Origin of the sequence: uncultured Psychroserpens sp., assembly GCF_947494225.1 — a bacterium.
Taxonomy (GTDB): Bacteria; Bacteroidota; Bacteroidia; order Flavobacteriales; family Flavobacteriaceae; genus Psychroserpens.
Genome location: NZ_CANLUG010000001.1, coordinates 98,661 through 120,056 on the forward strand (window position 1 = coordinate 98,661; position 21,396 = coordinate 120,056).

Genomic DNA, 21,396 nt, shown 5'->3' on the forward strand with positions numbered 1-21,396 from the left:
CCTATCTCCTCCGCTTCTTCTTCCCCTTATACTTCACCTTATTTTTCCGTTGGTTAAAAGGCACAGCATCATTAAAGGTGTTTTTAGTTTCACCTGTAGGTTTGTTTTTACGCCATTTTTCGTCCTTTTTAGGCAGTAGCACATTGAGTAAATCCTGACGACCAAGTTTATTTAAGGTCTTTCTAATCCACGCTTTGTTTTCGTCCTTGTACCAAAAGAAAAAACGGTGTTGCTCATCTTTTTCCTTACGTGATTTTGGCGTGCTTACCTTTTTTAAAGTATAGGGATGATACCCACTATAATAAATGACAGTCGCAACTGTCATAGGCGTAGGCGTAAAGCCTTGCACTTGCTCCAACTGAAAGCCCATGTCTTTGGTTTCGGCAGCAAGATTGGCCATATCTTCCACTTCACAAGCAGGATGATTAGAAATAAAATAAGGGATGAGTTGCAGCTTCAGACCTTTCTTGATATTGATCTTATCAAAGCGCTCTTTAAACTTATGGAAATACTTAAACGAAGGCTTCCTCATGAGTTTCAACACAGGATCGCTGGTATGCTCTGGAGCGACTTTTAATCGGCCAGACACATGCTTGGTCATGACCTCTTCGGTATAATCATCAAGTTCTTTTGGATCTGCATTTTTGTTGAATTCTGGCACTAACATATCATGGCGAATTCCAGAACCTATAAACGACTTCTTAACTTTAGGATGCTTGTCAACGGCTTGATATAAATCGGTTAGCGGTTTATGAGACGTATCTAAATTACTACAAATCACAGGAGAAATACAGCTAGGCGCCACGCACTTGTCGCAGATCGATTGTATTTTACCTTTCATTTTATACATGTTGGCACTAGGGCCACCAATATCAGACAAATAACCTTTAAAATCAGGCATATTGGCAACAATATCAACCTCTCGCAAAACAGATTCCTGACTTCGGGAGGCTATAAATTTTCCTTGATGTGCCGAAATGGTACAAAAACTACAACCACCAAAACAACCACGATGTATATTAATCGAAAACTTGATCATTTCAAACGCAGGAATTGGTCCGCGCTTCTTATATTTTGGATGTGGTAAACGTGTATAAGGCAACTCAAAAGACGCATCGATTTCGTCTTCGGTCATCGTTGGATACGGCGGATTAATCATCAAAGTCTTATCACCAACATTTTGAAAAATGCGTCGCGCAGCCAATTTATTTGATTCTTGCTCTATAACCTTAAAATTAGCAGCGTATTTTTTCTTATCGCTTAAACAGACTTCATGCGATGCAATTTCAACATCTTCCCAATTACTATTCTTAGGGATTTTAGCATCTTTATTTAAAAGTACGGCTGTTTGCTTAATAGTGGTAATACTAGAAAACGGCACACCCTTTTGTAGCAAACGCACAACCTCTCGCAAGGGTTGCTCTCCCATTCCATAAACCAACATATCGGCTTTAGAACTTTCTAAAATGGTTGGCATTAAGGTATCACTCCAATAATCATAATGTGTGACACGACGTAAAGACGCTTCAATGCCGCCAAGCAACACTGGAACATCAGGCCATTTTTCTTTTAGAATTTTAGAATATACTGTTGTGGCATAATCTGGACGAAATCCAATATCACCATTTGGTGTATAGGCATCTTTATCACGACGTTTCTTATTCGCATTATAGTTACTAATCATAGGATCCATACAACCTCCAGTGACCCCAAAAAATAATTTGGGCGCACCAAGTTTTGTAAAATCCTGAAGATTATCCGTCACACTAGGTTGTGGAACAATAGCAACACGCAAGCCAAGGCTTTCTAGCAAACGTCCAATAACGGCAGGACCAAATGTTGGGTGATCCACATAAGCATCACCACTAAATAAGATAACATCTAGTGCATCCCATCCGCGGATTTTAACCTCTTTATTTGTGGTAGGTAACCAACTTGAAAGTCTCAACTCGTCTTGCATAACATTGCAAAAATAGGTAAAAATAGATGCCTTTGTTTGATAAGACAATTATTTTGGGCGTTACCCAAGGGTCGCGCTTTCGGCAGTCGCTTTTTTTGTTGCTCAATGCAACAACAAAAAAGAGCTTCAACAGATGCCTCTATCCCTAACGCAAGCAAAGCAGTAAGCAAAAATCATCATTGAGAAAAACTTAGTGAAGATTCAAGTCCCAATTTCCGACAAAGTCGGAATCTTGAAATGCAGAAATAATGAGGGAAGGAATGAAGATGCAAAGCAAAGCTTTAAGCACGAAATTCCGAAAGCGAATGTTCCGTAGGAATTTCCTCAGATTGACTTGATTTTTTGGTTCTTTTTGTTTCAAGACAAAATGAATGTATTAACACCTCAGATTAGCTTGAATTTTTGGTTTTGTATTTAGTTTAAAATGTCTACCAGACATTCTAAAATAAATAGTGCATCAAGGCAAAATGAACATGAATATAAGTTTGAACTTAATTATGTAAAAACTCCAGAAATAAAATATCAGAACCTACAAATCTAGACCTTTCAAACTCTCAACACGATTCCTTGATAAGAAATCATCGATGGTTTCAAAATGCTCAATAACACGTTGATTTTTAAATTCAAATACCTTTTTAGAAAGGCCTTGTAAAAAATCCCGATCGTGAGAGACTAGTATTAACGTACCATCAAAATTTTGAAGCGCTTCCTTAAGTACGTCTTTAGATTTTAAATCGAGGTGATTCGTAGGCTCATCAAGAATAAGTAAGTTCACGGGTTCTAACAAAAGTTTTACCATCGCCAATCTCGTTTTTTCTCCACCAGACAGTACACTTACTTTTTTATCAATATCATCGCCTTTAAACATAAAACGACCAAGAATATTTTTGATTTGCGTTCTTACATCGCCCTTCGCAACCTCATCAACGGTTTGAAAAATAGATAGACTTTCATCTAATAAAGCTGCTTGGTTTTGGGCAAAATAACCAACCTTAACATTGTGCCCCAAAGCGCATGTTCCATTCACATCAATTTCTCCTAAAATGGCTTTAATCATCGTCGATTTGCCTTCTCCATTTCGTCCTACAAAACATACTTTCTCACCTCTTGCAATAGACATGTTTGCGTCTTTAAACACCACATGTTCACCATAAGATTTAGACACCTCTTTAACCGTTACGGGATAATCTCCAGAACGTTGCGTTGGCGGAAAACGTAATTTTAAAGCTGATGTGTCAATATCATCAATCTCGATAATTTCTAATTTTTCAAGCATACGTTCACGCGACGAGACCTGATTCGTTTTCGAATATGTGCCTTTAAATCGCTCAATAAATTGCATGTTATCAGCAATAAATTTCTGTTGTTCTTGGTAGGCTTTAATTTGATGCGCTCTACGCTCTTCACGTAACTGCAAGTAATGGGTATACTTCGCTTTATAATCATAAATACGTCCCATAGTCACTTCAATAGTTCTGTTAGTGATATTATCAATAAAGGCTCTATCGTGTGAAATCACTACAACTGCATTGGCTTTATTTATCAAAAAATCTTCCAACCAAATCACCGATTCAATATCAATATGATTGGTTGGCTCATCTAATAAAATCAAATCTGGTTTTTGAAGTAATATTTTTGCAAGTTCAATTCGCATTCGCCAGCCTCCAGAGAATTCGCTGGTTTGCCGTATAAAATCTGCTTGTTTAAAGCCTAAACCTTTAAGTGCTTTTTCAACTTCGGCATCATAATTCACATCTTCTAAAGCATAATACTTTTCACCCAAATCAGACACACGCTCAATAATTTTCATGTATTCATCAGACTCATAATCGGTTCTTGTCTCTAAGGCTTTATTTAAGGCTTCCATTTCATCACGCATCTCAAACACATGACTAAATGCTTTTGAAGCTTCATCAAAAACAGTTGTATTATCTTCCGTTAATAAATGCTGAGGCAAATAGGCAATAATAGCCTCTTTTGGTGTTCTTACATTTCCGCGAGTTGCTTTTTGAACACCAGCAATAATTTTCATCATGGTAGATTTTCCTGCTCCATTTTTTCCCATTAACGCAATTTTATCATTCTCGTTAATGGTAAAAGACACATCGCTAAAAAGTGTATGTCCACTAAATTCTACTGCCAAATTATCTACTGAAATCATAATGTAAATTTTAAAGCTGCAAAACTACTAAAAGCCCAACGTTGTAAAACAATTAAGTCATAAAATTCTATTTACAACAGATGAATTATCGCAGGTTTAGGCAAAATTATCTATTGAATAAAAATGGAAAAATTGCTATTTTTTTTAGAAAAAGCAGCATGAAATCAGGATTTCAACCGATAATTTCAACTGAAAATCTATGATTTAGGTCTTTTTTAAAGAATTAACATATATTCGAAGCCACTAAACAAAAACCTACTACAATGGATGATAAGTTAGTTATCAATTTCACGCCAACTGGCATGATTCCTACTAAGGACATGACGCCTCACGTTCCTGTAACTGCTTCCGAAATTATTGAAGATGTTCACAAAGCTAATGAGATTGGGATTACCATGGTACACCTGCACGCCAGAGATGCCATTACAGGAAAGCCAACTTATGAAAAAGAAATTTATGCCGAAATCATTTCTGGAATACGTAAATACGCACCTAATCTTGTATTATGTGTATCCTTAAGCGGACGAGATTTTAAAGAACTTGAACAACGATCTGACGCTTTATTTCTTGATGGAGACCTAAAACCAGATATGGGAAGTTTAACCTTGAGTTCATTAAACTTTAATGCAACAGCAAGTATAAACTCACCTCAAATGGTTCAGGATTTAGCGCGAGTAATGAAAGAACGCGGTATAGTTCCTGAATTGGAAGTTTTTGATGCAGGTATGATTAATTATGCTAAATATCTAGAACGTAAAAATTTATTACAGGCACCTTATTATTTCAACTTACTATTTGGAAATATAGCTTGTGCTCAAGCCGATATACTACATACTGGTGTTATGATTAATGACCTTCCAAGTAATTCGCATTGGAGCTTGGCAGGAATAGGAAATAGCCAGCTTAAAATGAATTCACTTGCTATTGCCGTAGGTGGCGGTGTTAGAGTTGGTATTGAAGATAACATATGGTATGATACAGCCAGAACAAGGCTTGCTACAAACTCTGAATTATTGGAGCGCATACATGTTATTGCAAAAGCCAATGAACGCGAGATTATGTCTCCTGAAGAGTTTAGAGTTAAAATGAATTTAGAACCTGGAAATGGAAGTTATGGACGTTATTACAAATAATACAGCAGTCATGGACTCGACTAAAAAGAAATCTCCTTATAGTTTTAAAGTGATATCCAATCTAATTAAGAATGGACTATTTCTTCAAGGGGTAAGACATGCTTTTGCTAAAATTGGTATAGATATCATGCCATATTATTGGGTCCAGGAAGAAGTTCTTCACACAGAAAAGCCTAAACTAAGAACCGATGAAAAATTCATTTTCAAACGTTTAGAGAAACAAGATCTAAATGTCGTTATTGCTGAGGCAGATTCTATCTCTGAAAATAAAATCCATCAAAGTTTTGCAGATGGTCAAGAGTGTGTAGGACTTGTTCACAATGGTCAAATTGCAGCCTATATGTTCATCGAATTGAATGATTTTGAAATAAAAAAGCGTGTATTCAAGTTAAAACCTGATGAAGCTTACCTTTTAAATATGTTTACCTTAACCTCTTTTAGAGGGAGAAATTTGGCGCCTTATTTACGATATGCTTGTTATAGATATTTAGAAGATCGTAATATTACTACCAAATATAGTGTGAGTAACTACTTTAATAAATCGGCGATTCGATTTAAAGAAAAATTGAACTCCAAGCCTCGCAAACTTTATGTTCATATCGACTTGTTTAAATCACTTCGTTGGGATTTCACCTTAAAAACATTCTCATAACTATAGTACAAAACGGTAAGTCGCTTTTATTAAAAACGTATTTTCTGGTTTCTGATTGAAAATTTGATTGTCAATTATACTACCAAATGAATTATTAACGTCGCCTAGTCCGTTAATACCTTGAGACCATACTAAGAAAACCTCTGAACCTGGTATGTATTCCCAGCGCACAACAAGGTTAGATCTAAATTGTACGAACGCAAAGTTAGGGTCACCAAAACTATAATCTGCAGTTCCATTAGCATCTTCATCCACAACATACGAACCGTCTTCTTGAGAAATTTGATTAGAATCATACCAAGTAACACGATCGTTAATGTTTTCGGCTGTTGGATTATTCACAAAATTAAAGTTAGAATACTTCGCTTTAAATATAAACGGCTGTCCATAATACTGAATGGTCAAATTAGGGTTGATATTATAGTTAACTCTCAAAGTAGCACTCAAACTTTCGTTATCAATTTCACCTAAGATATATCGAGGTGTTCCGTTAAAATCAGATTGAGTGACATATTGGGTTCTATTCGGATTTTCCTCATATTGAAAATTTAAAGACATACTCAATGAGTTTAAAGGCTGGTATCTAAATCTTAATTCATAGCGATCCAATGAAAAGTTGTTTTGTTTTGCTCTAGAGTTCACATAACCAACAGTCGTACTTAGCTTCTTGCGTTGATCGGTTCCAATAAACATATACCAGAAATTCTCTTCATTCCATCGCCATCTTGGACCTCCTCTCAATACTGTATTACTGTATATTCTCGGTTTATGAGCAGCACCAAAATCGGCAAACCAGTTATTTATGAAGTTAATATTTCCGCTCATTTCATACTGAATCCTGTTATAATTCCCTTCAAAATCATATTGAGTAAATTGTTCTAAACCAATATTGGCTCTCCTAAACCAACTTGTAGGCTTATTAAATAAGCGTCTCACATTAGCATATTGAGAGATGACATCTGCTTGTCTTAAAAACCCAATATCATTGAGTTCTAATTCTGGAGACTTCCAATTTCCGCCAATAGTATAACGCCATTTATCGCTACCTCGTTGTCCAAACTCCAGTCGTCCACCTGAACCTGTTAATGAGGTTTTGTTAAGATCAACATCCACATGACTGGCATCAGATCGTTGAAACAAATGTGTTAATGACGTTTGCGTATTAGTGATGGCTTCTTTACTTCCATTAACATTACTCAATGTAAGATTCCCTTGAATATAGTACCTGCGGTTTTTCCAGTTATGTCTAAAATCGACACCTCCTGTATAAGCGCTTTTTCTCAGGAAATCTAAATTCCCTTCCAACTTTCTGTTTGTAGATGTTACAATGGCACCTATATAAGAGTTACGATTATTAAAATCTTTCTGCGCTCTTGCCACTAAATAATTAGTAAATGGTTCGACGAGTTCCTCACGTCGTTCACCAACTTCGGGCAAGCTATTGATAACATCCTCACGATCATCTAGTTCAATCTCGGCATACTCTTTAGCTGTAATACTTTCTAAAAGGCCAATAGCCCAACCATTTTTCGTCTTACCGCTAAATTTTGCTGCACCAAGAATTGTTGTAAAATTTGGTATGTCCTCATATTCACCCAAACTACCATCGGCCGTTGTAAAGCCTTGAGGTGTTCGGCCAATACGTCTTGAGAAGAATACATTATCTCTTCCGCCTCCCACTCTAAAATCAAAAACATTTTTATTCTCTACAAAAAATGGTCGTCGTTCCTGAAAGAAAATCTCAAAACCATCTAATGCAATGGCTCCAGGATCTGCATCTACTTGTCCGAAATCTGGATTAATTGTCAAATCAACCGTAAGGTCGTTTGTAATACCAATTTTGGCATCCAATCCGCCCGTAAGTTTGGTATCACTTCCGTCTCTAAAAGGATTTCCTGCTTCGGCTTGATAGGTATCTAATTGCACAACAGTATAGGGTTGAATTTCCAATTGTTTTTGAGGTTTTAAACCCACAAGTCCACGTAGTTCACCAAACTCACTTACCCATCCTGGAGGGTTTGCAGGTAGAGGTTGCCATGTTGATCGCTCTTCATTATTAAAATAACGTCGCGTTGATTGTAAGCCCCAAACCTGATCTTCAAGATCTCCAAAACGCAACTGACTTAAAGGAATTCGTATTTCGGCAGTCCAACCATCATCATCAATTTTTGTATCAGCATACCATATAGGGTTCCAACTGCCATCAAAATTTCCATTATCAGATATAAATTCATCACCTTTTACCCCAGATGCTGAAATGGTAAACGAAAAACCCGTTCGATCATCATTATAACTTCCAAGATTGATTTCAACCCAATCTCCTGGGAAATCATCACGGCGTCCCATACGTTTTTCTATGGTACTAGGATCGGCTTGATAACATTTAAATGCGACATAGAGGTTTTTATCATCATAAATGATTTTCATTTTTGTTTGCTCTGTTGGTGGTGTTCCAACATCGGGCTGAAATTCTGTATAGTCTGAAGTCCATTCTACAATATTCCAAGCGTCTTCATCTAAAACACCATCAATAGTAGGTGCGTCTAAATCTTTAATAGCCGAGGTTGTATAGACTCTTTTGGTATTGGATGGTTCGTTTTGAGCAAAAATGGTTGGTGAACTGCAAATGAAACATGCAGTGATTAGTGTAGAGATTTTCATTGATTTGATTGATTAGTCTTTATTCTAAAGACTTCAATTTAAAGCCTTTGTTGCATTAAACCATCAGGTTTCAGAAAATTTTAACGAATAAGGTATCTATCAAGCCAATACAAAAATAAAACTATTTTTAATCCCTCTCAAAATATTGGCTAAATAGGATTTGGTAATCAAATATTTAATCGTAAATTTGCAAACTCTTTTTTAAGAGAGGAATGTTTAATAACAAAATTAATAAGTGTGGACACATTAAGCTACAAAACGATTTCAGCAAACAAAGCTACTGTTAATAAAGAGTGGGTTTTAGTTGACGCTGAGAATCAAACGCTAGGTCGTTTAGCTTCTAAAGTAGCAATACTTTTAAGAGGTAAACACAAGCCTAACTTCACACCACATGTTGATTGTGGAGATAACGTAATTGTTATCAACGCTGAAAAAATCAACTTATCAGGAAACAAGTGGAATGACAAAACGTACATTCGTCACACAGGGTATCCAGGTGGTCAAAGAAGTTTAACTGCGAATGAATTGTTTGGAAAAGATCCTGCAAGAATCGTGGAAAAATCAGTAAAAGGAATGCTCCCTAAAAACAAATTAGGTGCAGATTTATTCCGTAATTTAAATGTTGTTGTTGGTTCTGAGCACAAACATGAAGCTCAAAAGCCAAAAGCAATCGACTTAAACAAAGTTAACTAATGGAAGTAATTCACAAAATCGGTCGTAGAAAGACGGCTGTTGCTCGTGTGTACCTTGCTAAAGGAAAAGGCAAGATCACGGTAAACAAAAAAGACATGGCGGTTTATTTTCCTACTGCAACATTGCAGTATAAGGTAAACCAACCTTTAGCTATGACTAACAACGATGGCAACTTTGATATTACAGTAAACGTTTATGGTGGTGGCATTACAGGTCAAGCCGAAGCGATCCGTTTAGCATTATCTCGTGCAATGTGCGAACTTGATGCAGAAAACAGACTAATATTAAAGCCAGAAGGATTATTAACTAGAGATCCTCGTATGGTTGAACGTAAGAAGTTCGGTCAGAAGAAAGCAAGGAAAAAGTTCCAATTCTCGAAACGTTAATCCTATCCTTTTTTATTATTCTGAATTTTCTTCGGAATATAAAAATCTCAAAGCTGTTCTGATGGTTAATCGTCAGAACAGCTTTAAATTAAAACCACTGAATTTTTATTCAGTAACAATTAAAAAAATCCTGAAACGAGTTCAGGTACAGTTTAGCATCTAAATGGTTAAGGCGAGCGAAAAGCAACCACTCAACCATTGCTAATTTAACAGAACGTAAACTATTACAAAATGGAAAAAGTAGAAGTAAAAGACTTACTTGAAGCAGGTGTACACTTTGGTCACTTGACAAGAAAATGGGATCCAAACATGGCTCCTTACATTTATATGGAACGTAACGGTATCCATATCATCAACCTTTACAAAACAGCAGCAAAAATTGAAGAAACTTCTGAAGCCCTTCACAAGATTGCAGCTTCTGGAAAGAAAATCTTATTTGTTGCTACAAAAAAGCAAGCTAAAGACATCGTTGCTGAAAAAGCAGGCGCTGTAAACATGCCTTACATTACAGAAAGATGGCCAGGTGGAATGTTAACTAACTTCGTTACAATTAGAAAAGCCGTTAAAAAAATGGCTATGATTGATCGTATGAAGAAAGATGGAACATTCAACTCATTATCTAAAAAAGAGCGTTTACAAGTAGATCGTCAAAGAGCAAAATTAGAAAAGAACTTAGGTTCTATCTCTGACATGACACGTTTACCAGGTGCTTTATTTGTTGTAGATATCAAGCGTGAGCACATTGCTATCAAAGAAGCACAGAAATTAAACATTCCAATCTTCGCAATGGTAGATACAAACTCTGATCCTCGTGAAGTAGATTACTTGATTCCTGCTAATGATGATGCGTCAAAGTCAATCAACAAAATTTTATCAGTAGTAACGTCGGCAGTTGCAGATGGTTTAGCTGAAAGAAAATCTGACAAAGCAGAAAGAGATGCTGCTAAAAACGACAAAGCACCAGCAGCAAAAAAAGAAGTAAAAGTTGAGAAAAAGGCTGAGAAAAAAGCCGAACCAAAAGTAGCTGCACCAGTTGCCGCTAACGAAGAAGAATAAATAAAACAATTACACAATATAATTAAGTCGTTTAATTGTTTTCATTAGGAAATATAAATTAAACGACTTTTTTAAATTTTTATAAACAATGGAAAATACTGTAAAAATTACAGCTGCAGAAGTAAATAAATTAAGACAAGCTACCGGAGCTGGTATGATGGATTGTAAAAAAGCCTTAGTTGAAGCTGGAGGCGATTTTGACAAAGCCATTGAAGTACTTCGTAAAAAAGGACAAAAAGTTGCAGAAAAAAGAGCTGATAGAGATTCATCTGAAGGTGCTGCAATCGCAAAAATTAATGCAGACAACACATCAGGTGTTGCTATCGTATTAGGATGTGAAACTGATTTCGTTGGAAAAAACGAAAATTTCGTAGCATTAGCTAACGAATTGGCAGATGTTGCATTAAACTACAATACTAAAGAAGAATTTTTAGCTGCTGACTTTGGAGGAATGACTGTTGCAGAAAAGTTAACAGAACAAACTGGAGTTATTGGAGAGAAATTAGACATTACAGCATTTGAAAAATTAGATGCACCTTACGTTGGACAGTATGTTCATATCAACAAGATTGCTGCCTTAGTAGGATTATCTGCAAAGGTTGACAATGTAGAGGTATTAGTTAAAGATGTTGCTATGCAAGTTGCTTCAATGGGAGCTACAACATTATCTTATAAAGATTTTGATCCTGCATATGTTGCTTCTGAAACTGAAGCTAGAATTGCTGTTATCGAAAAAGATAATATTGAATTAGGACGTTTAGGTAAGACTTTAAAGAATGTACCACAGTACATCTCTATGGCTCAGTTAACTCCTGAAGTTTTAGCACAAGCTGAAGAAGCTGCAAAAGCAGAATTGAAAGCAGAAGGTAAACCAGAACAAATCTGGGATAGAATCTTACCAGGTAAAATGGAGCGTTTTATTTCTGATAACACGACTTTAGATCAAGAACAATGTTTATTAGATCAAAAGTTTATCAAAGACGAAAAGAAAACTGTTGCTCAGTATGTTGAATCTTATGGTGACGTTTCTGTTACTGGATTTAAACGTGCTACAGTAGGATAATTTATTCCTAGAAAAACAAGAACCTCATAAATAAAACCACTACACTTTAATACAGAGTAGTGGTTTTTTTTATTTATAAGTTTCTACTTTACTAAAAAAAGATAATGATTATATTTGCTAAACTTTCAATGTAAATAATGAAGTACAAAAGAATCCTACTTAAATTATCTGGTGAAGCTCTTATGGGCTCTCGTCAATATGGTATTGACCCCGAACGCTTAGCAGAATATGCCAAAGATATCAAAGAAATAACAGACTTAGATGTTGAAGTTGCCATTGTTATTGGTGGTGGAAATATTTTTAGAGGTGTTGCTGGCGCAATGAATGGCATGGATCGCGTTCAAGGTGATCATATGGGAATGCTTGCTACCGTTATTAATGGTTTGGCTTTACAAAATGCATTGGAGGATGCTGGCGTAAAAACACGCCTACAAACGGCTATTAAAATCAACGAGGTTGCTGAGCCTTTTATTAGAAGAAAAGCAATGAGTCACCTCAATAAAGGTCGTGTTGTGATTTTTGGTGGAGGAACAGGAAATCCATATTTTACGACAGATTCGGCAGCTGTTTTACGCGCAATTGAAATTGAAGCTGATGTTATTTTAAAAGGAACTCGCGTAGATGGTATTTATAATGACGATCCAGAAAAAAATGCGGATGCAATAAAGTTTGATCACATTACCTTTGATGATGTATTGAGAAAAGGACTTAAAGTTATGGACACAACAGCTTTTACATTAAGTCAGGAAAACAAATTACCGATCATCGTTTTTGATATGAATAAAAAAGGGAATTTACTTAAAGTAGTTTCTGGAGAAAATATTGGTACTAAAGTTAATTTATAATTTTGGCTCATTTTTTGTTAAGCCTTTTACAGATTAAAGTTTTTAAATTATGAACGAAGACATAAAATTTATATTAGATACGGCTCAAGAAGCTATGGATAATGCTATTAAGCACCTGGAAAAGCAATTTGGTAATATTCGAGCTGGAAAAGCAAGTCCTGCCATGTTGGGAAGTGTTACAGTAGATTATTATGGTGCACAAACACCTTTAAGTCAGGTGGCTAATGTTAATACACCCGATGGTAGAACAATTACTGTTCAACCTTGGGAGAAAAGTATGCTTCAAGAAATTGAACGTGGCATTATGATCGCCAACTTAGGATTTAACCCAATGAGTAATGGTGAAAGTATCATTATCAATGTTCCTCCTTTAACAGAGGAGCGTAGACGTGAATTATCAAAACAAGCAAAAGCAGAAGCTGAAGATGCAAAAGTAGGTATTAGAAATGCGCGTAAAGATGCCAATAATGAGATTAAGGGACTTGATGATGTTTCTGAAGATCAGAAAAAAAATGCCGAAATTGATATACAACAAATGACAGACAAATTCGTTAAACAAGCAGACAATACGTTTGAAGTCAAGGAAAATGAAATCATGACAGTATAAAACTCAAAAAGCGACTAACCTAACGTCGCTTTTTTTATTAATTTAAATTTATTCATCATTACATGCATAAGACTTATTGCTTAATTTTATTTATGCTCTTTACTTGTGCATTATATTCACAACATCCAATTCCAGAAAACGATTCGACCAAGGTTCAAAATGATTCTTTAAATAAAAGAGAATTCTTAAAGCAACTAGGTAACGGATTTTTTCCAACTAAATTCCTCAACATAGATCTAAAATATCTTATAAAATTTAATCAATATGAAGGATTTAGAACTGGTTTAGGTGGTGAAACAAATAGTGGCTTTTCTAAAAAATATCGCATAAACAGCTATGTTGTTTATGGTTTTAGAGATCATCGTTTCAAGTATAAAATTGGTGGCGGATTAAGAGTAAATGAAGCGACAAATACATGGATTAACTTAACATATATCGATGACCTTCAAGAAACAGGCAGTTCTACGTTTTTAACCGATAAACGTTTTTTCTCCTTTTTTGAACCAAGATTACTTAATATTGACCTCTTCCATAAGCACATAACAAAATCTATTTCTGTTGAACATCAGTTCTCAAATCATTTGTTATCTGAAACCCAATTTGCGATTAGTAAAATAAACCCAACCTACAACTATTTTTATACAATTGACGATACATCTTATGAGACCTTTGATTTAAGTACAGCGAAAGTATCTTTACAATGGAGTCCATTTAGTGATTTTGAAAAAGACAATGGTCAAGTAAAAGAAGTTAAAAGCGGCTATCCGAAATTTTCACTTCAGTTCACTCAAGGTTTTAGGAATGTTCTTAAAGGAGATTTTAATTTTTTTAAAACCGATTTTAGAACAGTACATCGCTTTATTTTTAACGACAAGGTATTTACCGAAGCTATTTTAACATCTGGACTTGCTTTAGGCAACACACCTTTAACACATCTATATCACGCCTACCCAAATAATATTACTAAAGAAACCGTTCTACAACGCTTTTCGGTAGCAGGAATCAACAGTTTTGAAACGATGTATTTTAATGAGTTCTTTTCTGATCGTTTTACCACACTGCAACTTAAACACTTTGTACGGCCTTTTAAAATTACTGAACGCTATAGACCACAGCTCGTCCTTATTTCTAGATTTGCTATTGGTGACATGAAAAACATTAATCGTCATGAAAGTATCGAATTTAATACGTTATCTAAAGGATACTCTGAAGCAGGAATAGAACTTAACAAACTACTCTTTGGTTTTGGTTTAAGTTTCGCGTATCGTTATGGCGGATATCACCTGCCATCATGGGCCGATAATTTTGCAGCCAAGTTCACCTTTAATGTGAGTCTATAGATCAATTAGTGCGCTCTTCGACAGTATAACTAAGGACCTGATATCCTATTTCGCCTGTTTTAGAAATGGCTTCGATAATAATTTGAAATGTTCCTACATTATCTGAATGATAATAACTAAGATTTTGGACTCCTTTATCATCTATTATTAACTGTGGTTCCCAGAATATCGTAGATCGAAAATCAGGAACAGACAAATCATAGACATGATTAGAATCGTGTTTAGGCACATAAAATTCTTTTTCAATAGAAAACACAGGTATCGCATTTAACTCTAATTTCTCTTCTGAAGTTCTAATAGCACCAAATAAACCTCTACCAGAACGCGTATAAATGGCTATAATACTGCCCTCAAAACGACCTTGTGGAGGAGGTGCAGACATGACAATGCTGTATAATTTTTTTAATTTTTTTGCATTATTAATAACCTCAACACTCGTAATCTCATCTACCAACAAATATTGAAGCATTGGCATATTGACTTCGGTCACTGGCTCTCCATCTACAACAAATAAGGTCACATGACCTCTTCCTCCTTTAGCTGTTTTTGCACTGAGATCTCCTGTAACGCCTCTGGTGATAATAATCTTATCTCTGAAACTACTACTAAAAAGCACACTAAAAAGACCTGTTGATAGTTCGCTTTCTGCTGCTCTTAGAGCTTTGCCGTCAATTACCGCATTTGGGTTTCCATAATTGTCAGCCATCTTTTTTCTCATGGGTGTCATCTTATAGCCATTGATAACAATTTCATCTAATTTGGTTGTGCCAAACGTATTAAAGTAGTATTGTTCTTGTTTGCTTTTAAATTCTCTATTTTTTTCTACAATCTTTTGCACTAAACTATCCTTGACTCCACTTATAGTATTTATAACAAAGTCAACTGGAAGTTCTGTTTTCTTATTTAAAGTTATATTATAATCACTCTTATCTGTTTCGGTATTATCAAGAGCTTGAATTACAATTTCCTGCTCCTTTCCGTATATATCATTTAGTTGAAACTCAAAACTTCCAGGAGCCACAACATCTGTTGTATAAACCGAGCGTTGTTTATCAAAAGTCATTAACATCAATTCAATAGGACTGTTTTTATTTTTGGAGTTTTTAGGCGTTACTATTCCAGAAACATTTAAGTTTTTTTCGAGTTTATAATTCAATTTCCTTATAGCGTCATGGTATTTGTATCTGCGCCAGCCCTGAGTTAACATCAAAAAATCAATATCTTCAATGTGCCCATCCTGAAAATAGAATCCTGGATTTTCTATAGGGCCTTTCAAATCAGAACTCAATAAAAAATAAGATCGTATATTTTGATGGTTACTATCTAGGTTTTCTTTATTTAAAACTAACACCGAGACATTGGCACCAACAGAAATTTTATCTGGTATTTGAGTGGAAATACTTAAATCTATTTTATCTCTCTGGTATCTACTTTTTTGTTCAAATGTCGCATTAACCATTAGCCGTTTACTTATATCATGATTGAAAAACAAACGTTCTGCCACAGGTACATTTGTATTATCAAACAATGTAAAAGCAATAATACCTTCAGGAAATAATGCCTTTGGAAATACATAAATAAAACTACCATTAATTAAAGTAGCCTCTTGTTTCAAATACTCAAACCCGCGAGACATTCCTTTCAAAACTATTGAATTGTTGCCTTTAATGTTAGTTTTAGCGGCTACATAGATTTTATCGTTTTTAGAAATCACGTTTATCAGATAACCTAATTGCACAGCTGGTGGTAAATAATATACGTTTTCTCCAACATTATTATCGGACTTGAGTTGCACCTTATATTGTGTAGCGCTATCTACGTTGTCCAACATAAAACTTCCCATTCCCAACGTGTTGCTCTTAAAGGATGTTATAATTTCATTAGTTTCATTCAAAACATGTCCTTCAACAAAAACACCTCTACCGTCTGCTCCAATTGCCTTGAAACCTACTCTATTGGACAAACCACTTATAAGGTTTCCACTTTCAGGAAAAAATTGTAAATCTATAAAGCCTAATTGTGTTGAAAACGTCGTTGTATATGAACGTTTATTATCAGTTAAAAAACTTAACTCTACATGCTTGGATTGATTTGAAATTTCATATTCTAAAACATAGCTATCGTCTTTACCTCTCTTTGAAACAAGCGTATCTACTTGACCATCTTGAGCTACAAAAACCATTAAATTTTTCTTATGCTCTGGGTCAATTAGCTTTGGATACAAATTGGCTTTAAACCTTTGAGTGATGGCATGACTATCTACTCGTCTAATATTTTCAATTGGCTTATGATACTTATCGTTTTTATTTTCAGAAAATATTTGAATTTCCCTTTCATAAATAAAATCTGAATTGAAATTTTTATTCCATTCGGTATAAGCTCTAATCAAATACATTCCTGGCTTATAGCTTCTATCTAATTCAAAATGACCATTACCTATACCATCTTTAATTTTAATGAGTTTAGAATTAACAATGTGCTGTTTTGAATCTATTAAGTCAACGTATAAAACTCCACTGGAATAAGCTGTCTGATGAGTTCCAGCATTAATGAGAATAGCTTTAAACCATATGGTTTTGTCAGTGGTGTAAACGGTATTATCTAGTTGTAAGTAAACTTTTTCTGCCAACGAATTATGCGTGTATGATTTACTAGTTTGCGCCAACAAATTCGTTGTGAGCAACAGTAAAAACAACACTAAAATCCGTGATTTATAAAAGTAAACCCTATACAATTTAATTTTTATTTCAAGTTATAGATATTTACACTATTATTCTAATATCGAAATGTTAAATCCAGAATAATATTTCTAGATATTTTCAAAAAAAAAAGGAGTGTTAATAAATCTTATTTTTTACACACAATCACTAGGTTTTTCCTAACTTTGCGCTTCTTTTATAAAGCACATGTTTAAATTGTTTACGAAGGATTTTTGGGAAGTTGTTGCGCGACTAATTTTGCGAAACAAAATTGGTATTCTTATTACCATTATTCTGGCTACTATTTTCTTTAGTTCGCAGTGGAATAACATGCGTTTTACCTATACCGAAGCTAATTTACTTCCTGATGACCATGAGGTTAATATAACCTACAACAAGTTTCTTGATGTGTTCGGAGAAGAAGGAAACTTAATTGTTCTGGGGGTTAAAGATTCTACGCTTTTCACCGTTGAAAAGTTAAATGCTTGGAACCAACTTTCTGAAGATTTTAAAGCCTATGACGAAGTAGAGACCGTAGTGTCTGTTAAAGACCTTCAAAAACTTCTGAAAAATAATGAGGCCGAAAAGTTTGACCTTGTTCCTTTTATCAAAGATTCTGTTTCGTCTCAAGAACAAATTAACCTATTAAAAACTGAGCTTTTTGAAAAATATCCGTTCTATGACAACTTCCTCTTTAATACTGAGACTGGAACCATTAGAACAGCTATTTATCTAAAAAAAGACATCGTAAATACGGCTGCAAGGAAAGATTTTATCATGCTCACGCTAGATAAAAAAATCAAAGCCTTTAGAGATGCTAACGACCTGGATGTAAGAATTTCAGGTATGCCCTACATACGTACGTTAAATTCTCAAAATATTGTAGATGAAATCGGGCTTTTTATTGGGCTTGCGTTAGGTGTTACCTCACTTATTTTCTTTTTCTTTTTTAGATCTTTTAGAGCAACATTCATTTCGCTAATTGTTGTTTGCGTGGGCGTCATGTGGACATTTGGAATTTTAGGATTGCTAAACTATGAGATTACAGTACTTACTGCATTAATACCTCCATTAATTATCGTTATTGGAATTCCTAACTGTATATTTCTTATTAACAAATATCAGCATGAAGTAAAACTCCATGGTAATAAGGTAAAATCTTTACAGCGTGTAATTACGAAAATTGGTAATGCAACGCTCATGACTAATGTCACTACAGCATCTGGATTTGCAACCTTTATTTTAACTGAAAGTAAACTTTTGAAAGAGTTTGGTATTGTTGCATCGTTAAGTATTCTTGCAATTTTTATACTATGCCTCTTAGTAATTCCAATAATTTATACGTTTTTACCTTATCCAAAAGATCGTCACCTCGAACATTTAAATAAACGCTGGATTGGTGGTTTTGTAAATTGGATTGAGCGTATGGTAAGAGAGCAAAAAATTGCCATTTATGTGACGTCTTTAGTACTTATTATTGCCAGTATTATTGGAATATATAAAATAGAAATCTCGGGTAGTCTTATAGAAGACATGCCAAAAGAAGAGGCTTTTTTTAAAGACATTAGATTTTTTGAAGAGGAATTTAATGGAATTATGCCTCTTGAAATTATGATAGATACCAAGCGTAAAAAAGGGGTTATGAAATTGAGTACGCTGAAAAAAATGGAGCAAATTGAAGACCTCATTGATGAAACTCCAGAACTATCTCGACCAATTTCTGTAGTTAGCCTTGTAAAATATAGCAAACAAGCTTACACTAATGGTAACCCTAAATACTATCAGTTACCTACTAGTCAAGAACAACTTTTTATTTCTTCCTATATTAAAAACTCATCTTCAGATGTTGATCTCTTAAAAAACTTTGTAGACAGTACTGGGCAATATGCCAGAATTACGACGTTCATGAAAGATATTGGCACTGATAAAATGGAGCGTATTCAGGAAGATCTTCAGAATAAAATTGATAAGGTATTTCAGCCCAAAGATCGTTATAATGTAACCATGACTGGAAAGGCTTTAGTATTTCAGAAAGGCACAAAATACTTAGTGAAAAACCTAGCCATATCGTTGTCGCTTGCCATTATTTTGATTTCAATATTCATGGCTTATATGTTTAGATCTGTTAGAATGATTATCGTTTCATTAATCCCTAACGTACTGCCACTAGTCATAACAGCTGGATTAATGGGGTATTTAGGCGTTCCTATTAAACCATCGACAATCTTAGTATTTAGTATTGCCTTTGGTATATCTGTTGATGATACCATTCATTTTTTAGCGAAGTACAGACAAGAACTTCAAGCAAACCATTGGAAAATACGCAAATCGGTCTATAGAGCATTACGTGAAACAGGTGTGAGCATGTTCTACACCTCTATAGTATTGTTCTTTGGTTTTATCGTATTTACAACATCAAGTTTTGGAGGCACTGTGGCTCTGGGCGCCTTAGTATCTGCGACCTTATTGTTTGCTATGCTATCCAATTTACTTTTACTTCCGTCATTACTATTATCTCTTGAACGTAGCATTGCTAATAAGGAAGTGATGCGAAAGCCTTCAATAAATATTATCCCAGAGGAAGATGAAACTTCCGAAGAGAATTAAACCTATAACAATTATATTTGCATAAAATTTCAGAATAATGAGCTATACAGTTTCACAACTATTAACACAAGATATTACATTTCAGCCTATAGAAATTAAAGGTTGGGTTAGAACATTTAGAGCCAATCGTTTTATTGCTTTAAATGACGGTTCGACGATAAATAATATACAGTGTGTAGTTGATTTCGAAAATACCGATGAAGCCTTATTAAAGCGCATTACAACAGGCGCTGCAGTTCATATTAAAGGTGACCTAGTTGAAAGTCAAGGAAAAGGGCAAAAAGTAGAAATACAAGTGTCGTCTATTGTTATTTTAGGTGATTCTGATCCTGATGAATACCCAATTCAACCCAAGAAACACACCTTCGAATTCTTAAGAGAAAATGCACATTTACGCACACGAACTAATACATTTAGCGCTGTTATGCGTTTGCGTTCTTCATTGTCTTTTGCCGTACATAAGTACTTTAATGAGAATGGGTTCTACTACATGCATACACCAATTATTACTGGAAGTGATGCCGAAGGTGCTGGTGAAATGTTTAGCGTATCCAGTCTAGATGCTAAAAATCCTCCTTTGGATGATGAAGGCCATGTTGATTACAAGCAAGATTTCTTTGGAAAGGAAACTAACTTAACAGTTTCTGGGCAATTAGAAGCAGAAACTTATGCTATGTCTCTTGGAAAGGTATATACTTTTGGACCAACGTTTAGAGCTGAAAACTCTAATACTACTCGTCATTTAGCAGAATTTTGGATGATTGAGCCAGAAGTGGCTTTTATGGATTTAGCTGGAAATATGGATTTGGCTGAAGATTTCATGAAATCGGTATTGAGTTATGTTTTAGAACACAATCGAGAAGACCTTGAGTTTTTAGAAACACGTTTACTCAACGAAGAAAAAACCAAACCTCAGGCCGAACGCTCAGAAATGAGTTTGATTGAAAAAATAAAGTTTGTTGTAGACAATAATTTTAAACGTGTTAGCTATACGGAAGCTATTGATATATTAAGAAACTGTAAACCCAATAAGAAAAAGAAATTCAAATATATTATTGAAGAATGGGGTGCAGATTTACAGAGTGAGCATGAACGTTTCTTAGTTGAAAAACACTTCAAGTGTCCAGTAATTTTGTTTGATTATCCAGCTAATATAAAAGCATTTTATATGCGCTTAAATGAAGATGGAAAAACGGTTCGTGCTATGGATATCTTATTCCCAGGGATTGGAGAAATGGTTGGAGGTTCACAACGAGAAGAACGTTTGGAGGTTTTAAAAGAAAAAATGAAAGCACTAGATATTCCAGAAGAAGAATTGTGGTGGTATTTAGACTTGCGTAAATACGGAACTGCTGTTCATTCTGGATTTGGATTAGGTTTTGAGCGTTTGGTTATGTTCACTACCGGAATGGGAAATATTAGAGATGTTATTCCTTATCCTAGAACTCCTCAAAATGCCGAGTTTTAATTAAATCACAGTATATAAATTTATTTATAAGACCTATTAGATTTAAAATCTGGTAGGTCTTTTAA

General features: G+C 34.9%; 15 protein-coding genes. 11 read left to right on the top strand and 4 right to left on the bottom strand.

Annotated features, from left to right (window positions below; all coding sequences use genetic code 11):
• Position 1 precedes the first annotated feature (1 nt).
• Together Q0893_RS00390 and Q0893_RS00395 are read right to left on the bottom strand one after the other, a co-directional pair.
• Positions 2-1,960 carry a YgiQ family radical SAM protein gene (locus tag Q0893_RS00390; protein ID WP_299272635.1) on the bottom strand — a complete coding sequence of 653 codons (1,959 nt, stop codon included), beginning with the start codon at positions 1,958-1,960 and terminating at the stop codon, positions 2-4.
• Positions 1,961-2,489: 529 nt separating this feature from the next.
• Entirely contained in the window at positions 2,490-4,121 is a 1,632-nt protein-coding gene (locus tag Q0893_RS00395) for an ABC-F family ATP-binding cassette domain-containing protein (RefSeq protein WP_299271805.1), read from the bottom strand.
• Positions 4,122-4,384: 263 nt separating this feature from the next.
• On the opposite strand from Q0893_RS00395, the gene Q0893_RS00400 reads away from it, so the two are divergent.
• Entirely contained in the window at positions 4,385-5,254 is an 870-nt protein-coding gene (locus tag Q0893_RS00400) for a 3-keto-5-aminohexanoate cleavage protein (protein WP_299271807.1), read from the top strand.
• Positions 5,235-5,906, top strand: a complete 672-nt coding sequence (locus tag Q0893_RS00405; protein ID WP_299271809.1) for a GNAT family N-acetyltransferase — start codon at positions 5,235-5,237, stop codon at positions 5,904-5,906. Before Q0893_RS00400 ends, Q0893_RS00405 begins: the two co-directional genes overlap by 20 nt.
• On the opposite strand, the gene Q0893_RS00410 is transcribed toward Q0893_RS00405, so the two are convergent.
• Positions 5,907-8,567 (bottom strand): DUF5916 domain-containing protein, encoded by a 2,661-nt coding sequence (locus Q0893_RS00410; protein ID WP_299271811.1) that lies wholly within the window; start codon positions 8,565-8,567, stop codon positions 5,907-5,909. It lies immediately after the preceding gene.
• 237 nt (positions 8,568-8,804) lie between these two features.
• On the opposite strand from Q0893_RS00410, the gene rplM reads away from it, so the two are divergent.
• The 7 genes from rplM to Q0893_RS00445 all read left to right on the top strand — a co-directional run bounded on the left by rplM (position 8,805) and on the right by Q0893_RS00445 (position 14,557).
• Complete coding sequence (gene rplM, locus Q0893_RS00415) at positions 8,805-9,260, top strand: 50S ribosomal protein L13 (protein WP_230934935.1); 456 nt, start codon at positions 8,805-8,807, stop codon at positions 9,258-9,260.
• On the top strand, positions 9,260-9,646 hold the full coding sequence (gene rpsI / locus Q0893_RS00420) for a 30S ribosomal protein S9 (protein ID WP_298904368.1): 387 nt from the start codon (positions 9,260-9,262) through the stop codon (positions 9,644-9,646). The genes rplM and rpsI overlap by 1 nt, the downstream gene beginning before the upstream one ends.
• 231 nt (positions 9,647-9,877) lie before the next feature.
• Positions 9,878-10,702 carry a 30S ribosomal protein S2 gene (gene rpsB, locus Q0893_RS00425; RefSeq protein WP_298904366.1) on the top strand — a complete coding sequence of 275 codons (825 nt, stop codon included), beginning with the start codon at positions 9,878-9,880 and terminating at the stop codon, positions 10,700-10,702.
• 88 nt (positions 10,703-10,790) lie between these two features.
• Complete coding sequence (tsf, locus tag Q0893_RS00430) at positions 10,791-11,765, top strand: translation elongation factor Ts (RefSeq protein ID WP_298904365.1); 975 nt, start codon at positions 10,791-10,793, stop codon at positions 11,763-11,765.
• 137 nt (positions 11,766-11,902) lie between these two features.
• Complete coding sequence (gene pyrH / locus Q0893_RS00435; RefSeq protein ID WP_298904362.1) at positions 11,903-12,610, top strand: UMP kinase; 708 nt, start codon at positions 11,903-11,905, stop codon at positions 12,608-12,610.
• Positions 12,611-12,659: 49 nt separating this feature from the next.
• The gene (frr, locus tag Q0893_RS00440; protein ID WP_298904360.1) at positions 12,660-13,217 is read left to right on the top strand and encodes a ribosome recycling factor; all 558 of its coding nucleotides are present in this window, start codon (positions 12,660-12,662) and stop codon (positions 13,215-13,217) included.
• A 62-nt stretch (positions 13,218-13,279) separates the two neighbouring features.
• Positions 13,280-14,557, top strand: coding sequence for a DUF5686 family protein (locus tag Q0893_RS00445; RefSeq protein ID WP_299271814.1), 1,278 nt, complete (start codon positions 13,280-13,282; stop codon positions 14,555-14,557).
• Between the two features lies 1 nt (position 14,558).
• Here Q0893_RS00445 and Q0893_RS00450 read toward each other — a convergent pair whose 3' ends face one another.
• Entirely contained in the window at positions 14,559-17,222 is a 2,664-nt protein-coding gene (locus tag Q0893_RS00450) for a hypothetical protein (protein ID WP_299271816.1), read from the bottom strand.
• Between the two features lie 241 nt (positions 17,223-17,463).
• Here Q0893_RS00450 and Q0893_RS00455 point away from each other — a divergent pair, with 241 nt between their 5' ends.
• On the top strand, positions 17,464-19,863 hold the full coding sequence (locus Q0893_RS00455; RefSeq protein ID WP_299271818.1) for an efflux RND transporter permease subunit: 2,400 nt from the start codon (positions 17,464-17,466) through the stop codon (positions 19,861-19,863).
• Positions 19,864-19,897: 34 nt separating this feature from the next.
• On the top strand, positions 19,898-21,331 hold the full coding sequence (gene asnS, locus Q0893_RS00460; RefSeq protein WP_298904505.1) for an asparagine--tRNA ligase: 1,434 nt from the start codon (positions 19,898-19,900) through the stop codon (positions 21,329-21,331).
• Positions 21,332-21,396: the final 65 nt, after the last annotated feature.

Bases quoted from the DNA above. Each gene is read 5' to 3' on its own strand.
- pyrH (WP_298904362.1), top strand. From the start codon at position 11,903: ATGAAGTACAAAAGAATCCTACTTAAATTATCTGGTGAAGCTCTTATG.
- Q0893_RS00445 (WP_299271814.1), top strand. From the start codon at position 13,280: ATGCATAAGACTTATTGCTTAATTTTATTTATGCTCTTTACTTGTGCA.
- rpsI (WP_298904368.1), top strand. From the start codon at position 9,260: ATGGAAGTAATTCACAAAATCGGTCGTAGAAAGACGGCTGTTGCTCGT.
- Q0893_RS00405 (WP_299271809.1), top strand. From the start codon at position 5,235: ATGGACGTTATTACAAATAATACAGCAGTCATGGACTCGACTAAAAAG.
- rpsB (WP_298904366.1), top strand. From the start codon at position 9,878: ATGGAAAAAGTAGAAGTAAAAGACTTACTTGAAGCAGGTGTACACTTT.
- Q0893_RS00390 (WP_299272635.1), bottom strand. From the start codon at position 1,960: ATGCAAGACGAGTTGAGACTTTCAAGTTGGTTACCTACCACAAATAAA.
- Q0893_RS00395 (WP_299271805.1), bottom strand. From the start codon at position 4,121: ATGATTTCAGTAGATAATTTGGCAGTAGAATTTAGTGGACATACACTT.
- tsf (WP_298904365.1), top strand. From the start codon at position 10,791: ATGGAAAATACTGTAAAAATTACAGCTGCAGAAGTAAATAAATTAAGA.
- Q0893_RS00400 (WP_299271807.1), top strand. From the start codon at position 4,385: ATGGATGATAAGTTAGTTATCAATTTCACGCCAACTGGCATGATTCCT.
- Q0893_RS00455 (WP_299271818.1), top strand. From the start codon at position 17,464: ATGTTTAAATTGTTTACGAAGGATTTTTGGGAAGTTGTTGCGCGACTA.
- Q0893_RS00410 (WP_299271811.1), bottom strand. From the start codon at position 8,567: ATGAAAATCTCTACACTAATCACTGCATGTTTCATTTGCAGTTCACCA.
- frr (WP_298904360.1), top strand. From the start codon at position 12,660: ATGAACGAAGACATAAAATTTATATTAGATACGGCTCAAGAAGCTATG.